Source organism: Flagellimonas flava (assembly GCF_050617915.1).
Taxonomy (GTDB): domain Bacteria; phylum Bacteroidota; class Bacteroidia; order Flavobacteriales; family Flavobacteriaceae; genus Flagellimonas; species Flagellimonas flava_A.
The window spans coordinates 1-15,169 of sequence record NZ_JBODQE010000002.1 but is presented as its reverse complement, the minus strand read 5'-3'; the positions used below and the strand labels follow the sequence as shown (position 1 = coordinate 15,169).

14 protein-coding genes are annotated in these 15,169 nt (G+C 37.8%); 7 read left to right on the top strand and 7 right to left on the bottom strand.

From position 1 onward, the window contains the following. Window positions 1-2: 2 nt before the first annotated feature. Entirely contained in the window at window positions 3-653 is a 651-nt protein-coding gene (locus ACRHOZ_RS05815) for a class I SAM-dependent methyltransferase (RefSeq protein WP_431123377.1), read from the top strand. Here ACRHOZ_RS05815 and ACRHOZ_RS05810 read toward each other — a convergent pair. Next, the gene (locus ACRHOZ_RS05810) at window positions 650-1,315 is read right to left on the bottom strand and encodes a glutaredoxin domain-containing protein (protein ID WP_431123375.1); all 666 of its coding nucleotides are present in this window, start codon (window positions 1,313-1,315) and stop codon (window positions 650-652) included. The genes ACRHOZ_RS05815 and ACRHOZ_RS05810 overlap by 4 nt on opposite strands. A 135-nt stretch (window positions 1,316-1,450) precedes the next feature. Between ACRHOZ_RS05810 and ACRHOZ_RS05805 the strand changes: the two genes are divergently transcribed. Continuing rightward, window positions 1,451-2,239: a hypothetical protein gene (locus ACRHOZ_RS05805; protein WP_431123373.1), complete on the top strand. Its 789-nt coding sequence runs from the start codon at window positions 1,451-1,453 to the stop codon at window positions 2,237-2,239. 68 nt (window positions 2,240-2,307) lie between these two features. Here ACRHOZ_RS05805 and ACRHOZ_RS05800 read toward each other — a convergent pair whose 3' ends face one another. The 3 genes from ACRHOZ_RS05800 to ACRHOZ_RS05790 all read right to left on the bottom strand — a co-directional run bounded on the left by ACRHOZ_RS05800 (window position 2,308) and on the right by ACRHOZ_RS05790 (window position 5,734). After that, window positions 2,308-3,165, bottom strand: coding sequence for a hypothetical protein (locus tag ACRHOZ_RS05800; RefSeq protein ID WP_431123371.1), 858 nt, complete (start codon window positions 3,163-3,165; stop codon window positions 2,308-2,310). A gap of 27 nt (window positions 3,166-3,192) precedes the next feature. Beyond that, window positions 3,193-5,262, bottom strand: a complete 2,070-nt coding sequence (locus ACRHOZ_RS05795) for a TonB-dependent receptor (protein WP_431123367.1) — start codon at window positions 5,260-5,262, stop codon at window positions 3,193-3,195. 94 nt (window positions 5,263-5,356) lie between these two features. After that, a complete protein-coding gene (locus ACRHOZ_RS05790; protein ID WP_431123365.1) occupies window positions 5,357-5,734 on the bottom strand; it encodes a hypothetical protein in 378 nt (125 codons plus the stop codon). Between the two features lie 184 nt (window positions 5,735-5,918). Here ACRHOZ_RS05790 and ACRHOZ_RS05785 point away from each other — a divergent pair, with 184 nt between their 5' ends. The 3 genes from ACRHOZ_RS05785 to ACRHOZ_RS05775 all read left to right on the top strand — a co-directional run bounded on the left by ACRHOZ_RS05785 (window position 5,919) and on the right by ACRHOZ_RS05775 (window position 9,141). After that, entirely contained in the window at window positions 5,919-6,908 is a 990-nt protein-coding gene (locus ACRHOZ_RS05785; protein ID WP_431123362.1) for a PIG-L deacetylase family protein, read from the top strand. An 857-nt stretch (window positions 6,909-7,765) separates the two neighbouring features. Continuing rightward, a complete protein-coding gene (locus tag ACRHOZ_RS05780; protein ID WP_431123360.1) occupies window positions 7,766-7,987 on the top strand; it encodes a hypothetical protein in 222 nt (73 codons plus the stop codon). Further along, window positions 7,984-9,141 (top strand): DNA methyltransferase, encoded by a 1,158-nt coding sequence (locus ACRHOZ_RS05775; RefSeq protein WP_431123359.1) that lies wholly within the window; start codon window positions 7,984-7,986, stop codon window positions 9,139-9,141. Before ACRHOZ_RS05780 ends, ACRHOZ_RS05775 begins: the two co-directional genes overlap by 4 nt. On the opposite strand, the gene ACRHOZ_RS05770 is transcribed toward ACRHOZ_RS05775, so the two are convergent. Next, complete coding sequence (locus ACRHOZ_RS05770) at window positions 9,130-11,589, bottom strand: hypothetical protein (protein WP_431123356.1); 2,460 nt, start codon at window positions 11,587-11,589, stop codon at window positions 9,130-9,132. The genes ACRHOZ_RS05775 and ACRHOZ_RS05770 overlap by 12 nt on opposite strands. A gap of 177 nt (window positions 11,590-11,766) precedes the next feature. Continuing rightward, the gene (locus tag ACRHOZ_RS05765) at window positions 11,767-11,997 is read right to left on the bottom strand and encodes a hypothetical protein (protein ID WP_431123353.1); all 231 of its coding nucleotides are present in this window, start codon (window positions 11,995-11,997) and stop codon (window positions 11,767-11,769) included. Between the two features lie 314 nt (window positions 11,998-12,311). Between ACRHOZ_RS05765 and ACRHOZ_RS05760 the strand changes: the two genes are divergently transcribed. Further along, a complete protein-coding gene (locus ACRHOZ_RS05760) occupies window positions 12,312-12,779 on the top strand; it encodes a GNAT family N-acetyltransferase (protein ID WP_431123351.1) in 468 nt (155 codons plus the stop codon). Then, complete coding sequence (locus ACRHOZ_RS05755; RefSeq protein ID WP_431123349.1) at window positions 12,766-13,134, top strand: hypothetical protein; 369 nt, start codon at window positions 12,766-12,768, stop codon at window positions 13,132-13,134. The genes ACRHOZ_RS05760 and ACRHOZ_RS05755 overlap by 14 nt, the downstream gene beginning before the upstream one ends. Here ACRHOZ_RS05755 and ACRHOZ_RS05750 read toward each other — a convergent pair. Further along, the coding region (locus ACRHOZ_RS05750) for a hypothetical protein (RefSeq protein WP_431123346.1) at window positions 13,111-15,169 on the bottom strand (2,059 nt) is incomplete at its 5' end. The genes ACRHOZ_RS05755 and ACRHOZ_RS05750 overlap by 24 nt on opposite strands.

The window sequence follows — 15,169 nt, the reverse complement described above, 5'->3', positions numbered from 1 at the left end:
AAATGATAAAATACCATTCCACGTTTTGGCTTTTCTTTCTGGGTATAGTTGTCTGTGAGGCACAATACACCGAGGAAGATTGGCCAGAGCGTGATTTATGGATGAAGACGGAGTATCTTCTACAACTTTCGGGGATTGGAAGTGGCGATAAAGTGGCGGATATAGGATGTCATGAAGGATATTTGTCCGTTCGGTTGGCACGCTTGGTTAAGGATGAGGGTAGGGTATATGCGGTAGACGTGCGTTCTGACCGATTGGAAACCTTGAGGGAAAATGCCGCTGACCGTAACCTTAAAAACATCATTACCATTAGAGGGGATTATGATGACCCAAAACTTCCGGAGGATGAACTCGATGCCATATTCATTATTGACACCTATCATGAAATGGATTCCCATGAGAAAATTCTTAGACATGTCAAGGATGCCTTAAAAATGGGAGGCAAGGTGATACTTTTGGAAAAATTGAAAGACAGGGTCAGGGGAAAATCCAGAAGAGATCAGGTAAATGCCCATTCCTTGGGGCCAAAATACGTGCGAAGGGAACTGCGTCAAGCTGGCTTTACAATAATTTCCGAAATTGAAGATCATGGGGATTGGGAACGGGATGACAGCAAGCAAATGTGGGTGATCATTGCCCAAAAACAGCCTTAGTCCTTTTCTACTTCCTCCATCATTTGGTCAAAAGAAGTTATCCAACTGTACAATTTTCCATCCAAACTTATAATAGGATTGGATAATGAATCCATTTCCTCGCTGGATTTAGCCAAGAACTTGCCCAATTGTTCCTTTACCTCAGGTTTTTCATCCAAGGAAACACTCCTGAAAATGTAATTTTTGGAACTAAGTTGACTGACAATACTATCACAGCTTGCGCAGCCAGAAGAGGTGTAAACGGTAATTTGTTTTTTAGGTTTGATTTTGGGTGGTGGAATGTCCAACTCCTGAAATTCCTTTTTCAACGCCCGCTTGGAAAGACTATCGTTTGTCTTTAAAGTTTTGGTATACACCGGCTGCTTGTCCCGCATCAAAATAATGGTCTTCAAATGAACTCTGGAGGCTGCAGGAACCCGTATCCATCGAGGTTTGGCGGCGCTCTGCCTAAAATTACTTCCCTTTACTTCAAACAACACATCATAATCGGTAAAGGTTCTATTTTCAGCAAAAAACGCGATTCGGCTCTTACTTTTGGTCTCTGTAACCTTTACAGGGCCTACTTGGGCAGATAGGTGACTTACCACAAAACAGAATACCAGAGTCAATACCTTTTTCAAGGTCTGTAAAGCAATAATTTCGTTGTAAACAGCTAATAACATACCGTAAAATAAGACAAATCATTGGATTTTTACTGATATTGGGAATGAAGCGCGCATTTTATCGATTTGTTCCCTTGGATGACACTAAAGCCCATTCTTGTTACGTTAGTGCAACAACCCATAAACTATCGTAACATGAACAGACGTAATAGCACTTGGAAAGCATTAGCCTTATTTACATTGATAATTTCAGTTTTCCAATCTTGTAGTGAGGATGCAGTTCCCGCTGGAGATCAAACACTGACGGAAGCTAACCTTCAAACTATTTTGAGCACCGATGATATAGCAGGTACTGCGGACAATGCGCTTGCCGAATTGTTTGCCAACAGCGCTGCGGCAAAGTCTGCCAAGGGAAGCAATGACTGTTATTCTGCTGAATACACAGATACGGGATTCGTGGCCACTTTTAATAACTGTGTCCTGAACGGAACAGATAATGTTAACGGTACCTTGACGGTTACCTATGAAGTTGGAAATGAAACTGCAGCTTTTACAGCTGTGTACGAAGATTTTTATGTAGGTGATATCAAAATCAATGGTACCAGGGCTTATGCTCTTTCTGCCAACTCGGAGCAGAATGCCATATCATTTACCGTAGAGAGTGATATGACCATTGAAATGGCGGATGGAAGCATTATTTCTGAAAACGGGACCAAAACTTTTGGTTTCACCTTTGGCGATTCTTTGGAAAACAGCACCTTCAGCTTATCAGGAACCTGGCAGGTGGAGGCCGATGGCGATACCTATTCCGTTTCTACCGTAAGTGACCTTCAGGGCGCCTTAGGGTGTGAATACTTGACCAGCGGAAGCATGAACGTTGGCAAAAATGGATTGACCATCTTGGTTAATTTTGGGGAAGGGGAGTGCGATGATGACGCGACGCTAACCTATCCCGACGGTACGGTTCAGGAAATCAAACTTTAAAACTGAATAGTTACATCATAAAAAGACCACCTGTTTAAGGTGGTCTTTTTCGTTCCTAAAGAATTCGCTTAAAACTCCAATTCAAAATATAAACTACTACTTTCGTTGTCGTCCGTAACTTCCTCTCCCTTAATCATTTCGCTGTTAGCGTTTTCCAATATCATGTTGATTTTCCAGTATCCCGTCATAGTCAAGGATAGCTTTCCTTGATAGCTTTTGGATTCGGCATCGTAAACAAGAGGTTCATTGTTTGGTGAACTATGGTTGCCCATACCTGGCATTCGGGGATCTATATTTACCTTGTAATTTTCAACCAAAGGGAAGGACATCATGTTCTCCATCTTAAACAGCATAGCTGAAATGTCGTTTACCGCAACTTCCGGTTCCAAAGGCATCATGGCTAGGACATAACGGGTTTCGTCAGCTCCCATGAATACTGATACTTTCTGATTTCCATCCGCAGGGGCAATGACCTCAATTTGTTTGGAAACAGTAAAAGTTTCCCCATCCACGGTATATTCCACTTCCATTTCCCAATACTCCTCGGAATTCCCAGGCATTTGGAATACGGCATAACCCTTATAGACCGAAGCATTCTCAGTCACGGTAATATTGGATTTTGGGCAGGAATGCATCATTTCTGTCATGTGCATCATCGGCTTCCAGGAAATCTCGGCATTAGAGATATACGTATTGCTTGACTCATCTTTAATTCGAAGAAAGAGTTCATTGTAACCCACGGTAAATGCTTGCTGGGCTTCTGAATAAATCTCCACGCTATGGGTATTGGATTCAATAGCGGTCAGCATTACATAATCCGATAGGGGGTTATCATCAATTATTATAGGGTCGTCTTCACTATCAGAACAGGATGAAAATCCCAATATCAGCGTTAGTGCTATAAAAAAAGGTCTTATTGTTTTCATAGTTGATGTATTTCTGTTTTTAATGATTTAATTAATGGCGTAGGAAACGGTCATATAAAAATTCCGCCCCATTCTTGGAATATTGTTCCAATCGGTATAGGTGGAGTAGAAAGTGTCAAACACATTCTCAACTCCTGCTTTTACAAGCATTTTGTCTTTTTGAATTGAAAAGGTCTTTCCCAGTGATGCTGAAAACACCGTATAGGCAGTTGTTCGGTCTTCCCCAAACTCTGGATTGAAGTTTACTTGATCAGCCGCACCCTTCATGCTAACCGAACCTGAAAAACTTCCTTTTCCATATTGCAATTGGGCTGAATACGAAAGCGGGCTTATAAAGGGGAGGTTCCTATCATCTTGATCCTTACCTCGATGGTAGGTAACCATACCGCTAAGATCAAGGGCTGGGCTAAACTCATAGCCAGCATCCAAACCAAGATTATAAAGCGTGGCATAATCCAGGTTGTTGTAGACCTTAACACCTTCCGCACCAATGGTCATAACATCTAGGTTGGGGCTTACCTCCCCAATGATATAATCCATGGTATGGAAGTAATTGGCATCCAATCCCAGACTGAGTTTTTCCAAGGGCACGGATAGCTTCAATTTGGCCTCAAGAGCTTTCTCGTTCTTTAAGTCTGGATTCCCAATGTAGTCATGGTTGTCAAAACTGTTGAACAGATAAAATCCAAAGCCTTCGGACACCGTAGGAGCTCTGTCACCGTAAGACAAGCCACCCGTAAAGTGAACTGTCTTAAACTTCTTGTGATACTGCGCAGCCACACTTTTTAAAAATCGGGTTTGACGTTGTTCCATTTCGGGATAAAAGATGCGAAGACTGTTAAGCCCAAAAGAATCGGCAATATTGAACCCTTGAAATGTTGCTCTAGCGGACAATTTTAAGGTGCCTCCTTGCAGCGTAATATTATCCTCTCCATAAAAACCGGTATTCAAGGTTCTTACATCGGGCCAAGTCAGCATAAACATTTCTTGCTGATTGGGATCGTTGGGATACATGGTCATCTCTGCCAAAGAACGGTTGTAAAACCCATCCACTTTGAGCAAAAGCGAATGCTCTTCCAATTTTAATTGCGCCTGGGAGAAAAATCCATAGGTATCGCTCCATCCTGGCATATCCATGCGTATGGGAACATCCGGCCGCTGGCTATCATCCATTACATGGGTAATGGAATTGGCATAGAGCTTGGTTTCCCATTCCTCAAAATCCCCAATAAAATTGGATTGCTCCCAGCTGACAGAACCAATGAAAGCGCGCGCCAAAGAAACATCCATAGGCAGGGCTGGATACCCAACATCACGAGCCTCATCAAATATAAAACTGGCCAAAAGCTGTTTTCCTTCGGCAACCTTATATCCGGCATTGGCAGAGAGATTATACTTTTCAAATTGGGAATAGGCTATTTCCTCACCATTGCCATCCACATAATTGTCCGCCTTGCGATAAATAATATCCGTATCCAGATAAAACTGTTCATTGGAATAGTTAAGTTCTCCACCCACAATTTGGGCCATATTGTTGCTTTCGAATCCTGTTTCAATGGATGCGGTCCAATCCAGAGGTCTAAAATTGCTCTTCTCCAGACGTAGGTCCATGGCGCCCCCAATGGTTGCACCCTGTTTGGCTCCTTGCTGTCCGCCGGATACATGAACATCGGACAGATTGGAAACATCCACGTAGGAGGTTATCGGATCCATACGGTCCGTGCAGGCTCCAAAAATGCGCATCCCATCAATGGTCACAGCCAAACGTTCGGTGCCCATATCATTTAAAATGGGCTCCCAGGCATACGCACCCCGTTTGACCAAGTTTACTTTTTTGGAAGATTCCAAATACTCATCCAATGTGGAGAGTGGTTTGTGATGCGATTCGTGTTCCAGGTATTTTTTGTACGAAGAAATAAGTATCACCTCCTCCAAACTAACTGGCAAAATTGACTGGGTAAAATTATCCTGTAGGAGCTCCTGCCCATGCAATTGTCCAAAAAACGGGAAAAGACAAAGTAGGTAGCGTAGTAAAGTTTTTCTGTTGGGCATAATTCCTGCCAAGGAACATTGCCCAAGATTACTAATAAATTTCATCCTGATTGTTATTTAAAGAATTCTTAGGAAAGGGTAGTTGTTCCAGTAGAGTAGGGTAGCGCCCCCAGCAATCAAACAACTACAACAAGTAACATCAGGCGAATTCTGGAGGTTGGCTTATCTCCACCACAAAAAGATTGGAAAGCAGTAGGGGAGTTCCAGTAAATTTAGCTTTGGAAGTATTGGAGAACTGGGTTCCAAGTCCAGTAATCAACAACGTCTGAAAGAAGACAGGGTGTTGGATTTCTGTGTTTGGATTATGTTCCCCAAATGGGTTTTGTTCATCTTGCTCTGCGCTTTTTTCCAATTGCTTTGCTAGGTAACATTTACCATTACATTGTAGTTGTGGTTTCTCCTTGTTTTCGCACAACACTGTAACTATGTAATCGTAATTGGCCACGTATTCCACAACGGGCCAAAGCGGTCGTACCATCATGGATAAAGCAACGAAAAGGGTCACCAAACTTTTCATGTGCACAAAATTAGAGGGGTGTAGTTCCAAATAATATGACAATTATCAGATTTAGGATAATTATATCCTTTTTAGTGTTTAGGAATGAAGTATTTCCATTTTCAAGTTGTATAAGCTGTCTTGAAAGATGCTCTCTTACAGCGGGATAATGGCGTATCTTTGAGAGAACCACAACCCAACAATTATGGAACGAAGATCATTTATAGGCAAAAGTGTTGCCATGGGACTCCTACCTTCATTCCCCAAATCTTTTGAGCATTCCCAAATAATCAACAATACCGACAAGATCACTGTAGAAAAACATGTGAACGGCCAACCGCACAAGGGCAAGGTTTTGGCCGCCATCCAGCCACATAACGACGATATTGCCCTGTTTGCTGGGGGAACAGTGGCCAAACTCATTCAGGAGGGATATACAGGCTACTTGATACGCACCAGTAACGACGACCATGCCGGGAGGGGAGCCACGGTAGGAGAGGTAATCCATAACAATGAACAAGACAACGAACGGGTGGCCAAAGCTTTGGGACTGTCCAAAGTTTACGATTTGGGGTATAGAAACCATAGAATGGATAATATCAGCATCCAAGAGTTGAGGGGGAGGCTTATTTTTCTGTTTCGATTGCTGAAAGTGGATACCATAATCACTTATGATCCCTGGGGACATTATGAGGAGAACCCTGATCATTACATCACCGCCATGGCAGTAGAATCGGCCAGATGGATGTCTGCCGGCCGGCTGGATTATCCTGAACACTTTGAAACTGGGTTGAAACCGCATGCCGCTGCCGAACGCTACTATTTTGCCCGAGGGCCTCAGTTGGTGAACAGGATTGTGGAAACCACCCAGAACATTGACACAAAAGTGCATGCCAACGCAGTGATAACTACCCAAGGACCTGGTGGTGAAGCAGGGGCAAGGCTCAAGAAAAGCTTGTCCGAGAAAGGAAAACGGCTACCAATTTTGGGTGATGATGATAAAACGGCCAACGCGAATTACATCAAGCATTTTGTACTGGATATAGATTCGCAACGTATGCGTGGCGTTCCTTCAGATAAGGAAATTGGAAAGCCTTATGGACTGGAATGGGCGGAACGGTTTCATTATATAGGTCCGGAACCCTCTAAGTTATCCACATATATTGAGGAGCATGCCGTCGACAAAAAGCCGTAGAACCTAAATTTTATCAAATATTCAATAGAACGGAACTAGGGGATAGTATTTATGGGGTTCATTGGTTCTGAAATATTCTATTTGACATAATCATAATTATAGTACAAATGTCTTGTTTTGCTTTTCCAGCTGTTTATCCATTTGTAAGCTATAATTACATTATATCAAATATCCCTCTGCATTTCGTCATCTATGAGAATTATGAACAGGGTCATGAAACATTCCATAGCGGTCGGCTGCGCCGCATCTTTTCATTTGTATCTATAATTTGCCGTTATGTAAAATAGCCGCTCGGCCAACAGCATATTGCTTTGATAAAAAGTAAATGCCCTTGCATTTATTTTTATACGCAATTCTCAGCCACTTGGCCAGCGCCTTTAAAAGCTCAGCTTTTCGTTCTTATTGAATCTTTTAGCTTACTTGGAAATTTAGAGAAGAAAAATTTCACGGGCTTTTCGTCAGCCTGTCGCAAAAGCTTAAAATTTAGCTGCGCATAAATTTCTAAGCACTTGCTCACATCCTCCTCCAATTTAGCTTTCTTTTGTGGTGTCCATAACATTATGTCAAATAGGATTGAAACTTATGGTTGTTCTTTCTTTTCTTTTTTTTTGATAAAAAAGAAACAAAAAATCAAGAAGAAAATATGCTTCCATGCTCCCTTTGTGTCTTAATAGCTTTGCTATTTAGGCGCTATGCGCCCAACACAAAGCCCATGGCAATTGCTCTTTGTGTCAAGCCACAAATTCACCCTCTCGCCGGCCCGCATTTTCTTCATCCCGCCTCTTTTTTCAAGGTTTTGAAAATAAATTAAATTTTATTAATTTTGATTAAAATATATTTAATTTAATAAATATTAAATGGTGACTACTTTTAATGAAATCCTAATTAAAGAGGGAATTACCAAGGCTGAAATTTCAGAAAGGAATGGTTTAAACCCGACCACTATTCACTACTTGTGCAAAGACCCCAACTATCACAAAAAAAGGAAAGCTGTCACCAAGTATAAGGCCTTATTGGCCATCAACGAGATGGGTGGAAGCAACAAAGAATATGAATTAAATGAGGTATTCCCAGAATGATGATATATACAGAATTTGATAAACAAGGCCTGGCCAAGGCCGCAAATTGCAGAGAAAGAGTGTCCGGTTATACACATGACTTTTACAATTACCCAGCTAGATTCTCACCAATAATGGCCCGTGAATTTATAGAATATTTCACCGAGCCGGGAGATTTGATTCTGGACCCCTTTATGGGGGGCGGGACTACCTTAGTTGAAGCAAATTTGCTAGGAAGAAATTCTATCGGATTTGATATAAGTACTTTAGCAGAGTTTTTATCTTCTGTAAAAACTAATCCTCCATCTTCCAATAATCTAAAGTCTTTAGGACGCTGGTTAACAGTTGTAAGTAAAAATATAAGTTGCTCAAGCAGCATACCAAGACCTGTCGAGTGGATAGAAAAGGGATACCAAAGAAACTTGTCCACTCCTTCTACATGGCCTATTAGGAAAACGATTGAGCAGTATCTATACTATCTAGAACAAGAAAAATTTACAGCTGGCCAAAAAAAATTCGTCAGATGTGTTATTTTAAAGACTGGTCAATGGGCTTTAGATTCTAGAAAAGAAATTCCCACAGCAAAACAATTTAAAGATAAAATCTTATCCAATTTTGCCAAAATGGCAAAAGGCAGCCTGGAGTTTGTCGAAAACAAATCAAATACGTTGACGAAAACTATTAATGCTCCAGCAAAAGAAATTGGGAAATTTAAAAAGCTGTTTGAAAATAGTCCAAAACTGGTACTCACCTCCCCCCCCTACCCTGGAGTACATGTTGTTTATCACAGATGGCAAATTTTTGGCAGTAAAGAAACCCCTGCACCTTTTTGGATAGCAAATAGTTTAGATGGGCATGGGTTGACTTACTATGCAATGGGTAGCAGAAGTCAAAAAGATTTAAAGGATTATTTCTTTAACATTAAAGAATCTTTCAAATCAATTTCCAAGGTCTGCGATGAAAAAACCATAGTAGCTCAGATATTGGCGTTTTCTAACATTGAATGGCAGTTGCCAAAATATTTGAAAACTATGAATGAAGCCGGTTTTGAGGAAGTTTTAATAGAGAGTGACAGAATTTGGAGAGATGTTCCTAATCGCAAATGGTACGCTAATTACAATAAACAATCTTCTAGCTCCAAGGAGGTTGTTTTGTTTCACAAATTAATCAGCTAGTTGGTCGATTAATTCGCTTTTTAAATCCAAATCTCCAAATTCCTGTATCATCGGTATAATCATAGGGCTCATAGCTCTTGAGAATTCAAAGATTTTATCTTCGACACCTTCATAAACCTCAGAACTTTCATTTGAATTTTGTTTGCTGTCATATATCAGCGAAATGCCCAATAAAAGCATTCCATATTTATACTGACTCTCGAGAAGCTCCTTTTCTTTTATATTATCCTTTATTTCATAAGAAAGGTATACGTTGTCCATATTTACAAAAAAGTCAAACATGGGCTCACCTTGTTCGCCATCTCCGCTATTGCTTTTCGATTTCAATACTTTTAACGCGGAATATTTATTGAACTCATGAGAATCCCAGTCTTTTTCATAAACTGAAGTTATTTCTGGTATCTGAATTCCTCCAAGAGATTCTCTGTTATCCCCTTTGTCTTTTCCTGGAGGTTTTGTTCGAGGTTTTGCTTTACCAGGTTTTTTAATGGCTTTAGGATGAATGGTAAGCTCAAAACTATTTGCAAAAGGTGGGTTTACAATTCGCAGGGGATCCGTAACAACAAGTTTGAAATTATATACCCTCCCTATTTCATATTCTGAGTTAATGTCAAGATTTAAAGTTGCAATTCCATTGAGTAAGTTCAAGCTATAAGTTGTGTTAGTAACCTCAATAAAATCTTCCTCAGATTTGAGAAGTAATTTATATGACCCAGGCTTAGTTTTCCTATTGAAATAATCATTTTTTGCATCTGTCTCAAAGAAAATTCGTGATCTAGAATCAAAATTCACTCCTTTTTTTAATTCTTCACCATAATCCAATCTCTTGAATTTAAAATACTTTGGATAAAGTTCACCTTTAAAAGGTTTTTCTTCATCCTTTACTTTTTTTGATTTAAAAGGATTAGACAAACGATGTCCATTTAAGAAAATTCTTGATAGAGCACTAGAATGCTTAAAAACATTGGACAATACAGCTTCTATAGGCTTTGAATCACTTATTTTATCTTGTTTAAGCTTCCTTTTCCTTTCCTCTTGAATATCAGATAACCCTTGATGATGAGACAAGTAATCAATTATTTCTGTGATAATTTTATCCCTAAAGGGGCCTTTCCTCAAATGAACACGATCATTTACAAATAATTTTTCTTGAGCTCGATATGATAGTTCACTGCAATTGACCATTACTAATAGTGAATTTTTCAAAAACCCTAAACCCACTTTATTCCTACTGAATAATCTATCATCCAGCCAGCCTTGACTTTGGCCATTTAAAATAAATATTACACCCTTATCATTATCCCTGTACGTTTTGGCTTTGTCGTCTTTGAATGCATAGACCGTTATGGTTATCTGTTCACCATCAATCACTAATTCATTAGAGGTTGGATAACCTTCTTCTAGAGCCTTTCCTCTATCATCATGAAGTCTAACACGCAAACCATTTACTTGGTGTTCAAATGAACCAGGAGTCCCCTCATATCTACACTCATGCAATCTAAATGGCAATCCTAAATCCGGAGCTAATAAATCAAGTGGTCTCAACAAACCTCCATTTCCCTGAACATTTTGCTTGTTTTTTGTTTCGTATTCATATAGTTTAACTAATGTCCCCCATTCGGATTCGACCGAATAAGGCTCATTAAACTGAGCAAATATCGGGAGAGTATCACTTTCAAAATTCAACAATTCTCCCTTTGCAGGGTTCATATCCACATTGACAGGAGCTAGATACTTATATGTACTTGATGTTTCTTTTCCTTCTGGGTTTTCTCGTCTTACTAAAGTAAAACTCCAATTGTTATCTGATGGATTCGCATCTTCTCCCAATAATTTTGGGTTTCGTTTACTTACTATAAGTTGTAGGTTTTCCTTACCACAATAGACCAATGCAGCAGTTCCTCCCATGTTCCATTTCCCGTGTACGAAACTAATTTTTCTTTTAATTGATTCGCCTAACGACAAGATAGTCTTTGGCATGTTTAACGGTGTTTGACCTTCACCTTTATCAGCTATGTTAATGCATGGGTACTTATCTACTGACGGTTTATTTCCGGTTATATAAACAGATATGTTTTTTGCAACTTCTCTTCTTTTCTTTGTTGACCACTCTCTTACTTGTCCCGCAAGCTCACCTTCAGAATCATCTTCAAAAAATCTGGCTACAGCATGTTGAACACCTTTTGGAGCAGAATCACTTTTGGGGTCAATCCCCCTAATTAAACATTCATTCATCAGAATAGCATCCCGGCTATTTGTTATCTTTTCTACAAGAGCTGCTTCTGACTCATCTGCCTGATTTCCGGCTGCACTATAATTATTTTCCTTATCACCATAAAACCTCCAATATTGGTAATCGCTCCAATATTCTTGTGCTTTCAAAATTTCAATTACCTCATTTTCCGTGTCAGCTTTCATTAAGGAAAGACAAAGTTCTTTGTTGGTCATAAGGATAAGTTTATATATCTAAATCAAATTTTAAATCAAGTTCTTTTTCCAAAAGGTATAGTTGTCTAACGGTAAGATCGGAAAGAGGGGATTTCATTGATTCTTTATATTTTAAGAATCTCTTGCGATTCCTAACGGCCATGTTTTTTTTGCTAATTTTTGCCATATTCTGGTGTTTTAAAATTTAAACTCGGTGTCTTTGCCTTTTTCCAACTCCTTTGTAAAAGCCTTAATCACATCATTTACCTTGTCTTTTAAGGCTTTTTCCATTTTTCTTACATCATCTGAATTATATTCATAATTATTCTTATTCGAACATTTTTCAAGACTATCTAGTGTTTTTAATGCATTTGCAACCCTGTTAGCTGCTATTTTTTCAAATCTTTCTCTTCTAGGGGATTTTTTCATGCTTATGGGATTTATAAAAGCAAATATACATATATTTTTAATATATATCTATTCTTTAACACTACATTTACTATTATATAGTATTAAAAACATAATATGTAGTAAAAATTTGAATTGTAAAATCTCAAAAAATGGTTTTTAGGTTAAGAAGGGAATTTAAGTACTTCAACTTTTTCCAAGAAAAATCTTTAGCTCAAGCGGATTTATAATCGATTGAAATAATTATGTAGAATAAGCTAGAAGTAAGTCTGTAATGTATACATCGACTAACTCAGAAATAATTCATATTTTTACAGTATATAAAACACGTATAAGTGTCTCATATTAACTATTTTAATATTGCTAAATCTAATTGGGAAGAATTCAAAAATGAAACTTCTTTAGTAAAAAATACTGTCTTCACTTTTAAAGAAAACTATCCCGAAATAGATAAATGGTTTACTAACAAAGTGACCCCTGGGTTGATATCTGGAGATAGGTCAATTATTTTTCTAAAGTATAAGCAAGAGGATGCAGGTTTTGCCATTGTTAAAAATGATCTTGAGGAAAAGAAAATATGTACTTTCTATATTTTTCCAGAATTTAGGGGTAAAGGCATAGCTTCAAAATTATTTGAAGAGAGTTTCAATGTCTTAGGAACGGATAAACCTTTAATGACTATTCCAGAAAATAGGTTTCAAAAATTTAAAAAATATACCGAAAAATTTCAGTTTAAGCTCACCATGCAAGATCATGTCTATCAAAACATCTCTAAAGAGCTTGTCTTTAATGGAAGTCTCTAAATCAGAGTTTTTCAAAAATCGTTTATTCTTACCTCTAAAATCTGAAGCTTTTGATTGGTATCAACTCGGAAAATCAATTGAAATAAGACAGCAAAAAGGAAGATTCAAAAATATTCTTGAATCTAATTATAAATATGCTGAGTTAAGAAAAGGCTACAATGGTGAGTCGATTTATTGTGAAATAAGCCATATTAAAGAATTTGATAGTTTTAATGACTTAATTGATAATTATGATATTAAATCTATATTTCCTCCTTGCAATTCTGAGAAAGAGGCATTAGAAAAGTACACTAATTTCTATCTCGAAGAATATCCTCTAATTGCAATCTCCTTAAGATTCATATCTATAGTTTAATGTAATGTAGTTCGGAGTGATTTCATTGAACATTAAACTAGATTTAATCTCTTCGTACTTTGGTATGGCTTCAAAGTTACTTGCGTTTTCAATCCTCCTATTCATTGGTAGTTTCGGATGATTGGTGTCCACAGCGGAAATATAATCTTTAAGTATATGAACGTTAAAAAGACGTTTCTTTACTATCATATTTTCAAGTTGAGAAGTAAACTCAGCACACATAGAATAAATTAGTTCCGTTACCTCAATATTTTTATCAAATTCTTCTTTAAAACTAAAACTGGAACTGTCCATATAAAAACAAAAAATCGGATACAGTTTGTCTTCAATTTTTGTGAATATCGGACAAGTAAATAACGATTTTAGTTTGTCCTTTGGATCCCCCAATTTTTTATTACCAACAGTTTTCCTTTCATCTACATTCATCATTAACAATTTCCAAGCATCAAATTCACCTTTTTCGGCCGAAAGTCGCAAGGATCTACCAGTTGTCATGGAATAGCCAACTAAGCCATGTTCAATGGGAAAAATTCTTCCTACTTGTTTCTCTTCTGATTTAAAGGAATCATTGCTGCCAAAATATTGTGAAATTTGTTGATAAAATTCTTTGCCACTTCGCTTTATTGCTCGATGCATACAAATTCGAAAATCAATGTTATCAACTTCTTTAAATCTGTGTTTAACATAGCCAGAAACACCAGACACGAAGGTATTTGCTAATGTTAATAGCTCTGGTTCTACGAAACCAAACTTCTCTTCATAATAGTTTATAGGCCATATCGGATATAAATGGTTATTGGTGCTATCTTTTTGTATCTCTTTAAACTGGTCGATTAACTTTGGGTCCAAGCCGAAATCCTTCAATGGTGCTATTTTATCAGATCCATGTCTTAATAATATTTTCACCTTTTTATAGAGAGGTTGTTTTTTATTAATGTCATTAACAAGGCTGGTTATATTCTCTTGATTTTTGATTCTGTTTTTCTCATTAGTCTGTATTTCTTTTTCGGTTAGAATAAACTTTTCAGGCAAATCATATTCTAACTCAATCTTTTTCTTGTGATAAAAAATTGCGTTTAGCTGGAACAAAAGAAACATTAGAAGATTATTAAAAAATGAGGCTTTTTCAAGATTAAAGATCTCTTCGAATTGAAGCCTGTAATGATGAATCACAACCATTGTATCAGAACGCAATCTTTTTTTTATCTCTTCTTTACAAGAATCCAATAAATCTTCTGAATCAAGTTTGACCAATTCAGTAAACAAATAATTCTTTGTTGACTTTCCTTTGCTTTTTAGTTCATAGTAATTACTTTCTATTCCATTTAATTTTTCAATCAGCCTGCCATATTCACTTTTTTTCCTAAAGTTTCTAATAATCGAATCTGTTGTGAATCCTTTTATCCTTAAGCGAAACATATCCATTAGTGCCCCATCACCAACGCCAGAAATGATATAACTTACTTTATCGTTATTATATAAGTTGGCCTGTTCATATTGATCATTTCTCCAATATGAATCTCTTAATACATTTATGTTTTCATAATCAAGAGTTACTTTCTTTTCTATTCCAAAACCTATCGCAATAATAATTCTATCATAAGGCTTTGCTTTATGGCCATCGACACTTTGAAATGAAATTTTACAACTGCCTTTGGATCTTTCGATATCTTCTTTGCCTATGAGTATATTCCGATACTCATTGTATAGCCCTGAATCCTCATGTTCCTCCTTTATTCTATTAAAACTTCTGTAAATATCTTTGGAGACTGAGGAAGCTGTTTCATGCTTCCATCTAAAAAAAGGTAAATCTGAATATGGATATTCTGACAATGGTTTAGGCCAGCTATAGAAATTTGGATGAATTCTGCGAGTATCGCTTCCGTACTGAAAAGGTAAGAGAAATGAAGATTTTTCGAACAAATCTAGTTGACATCCCTTTTCTAAAGCAGCCAATGTGGAAACGCCGGACATAGTATACCACCCTCGCCGGATGAAAGTGAACCACCCTCGCCGGGCAAAGTGAACCACCTGC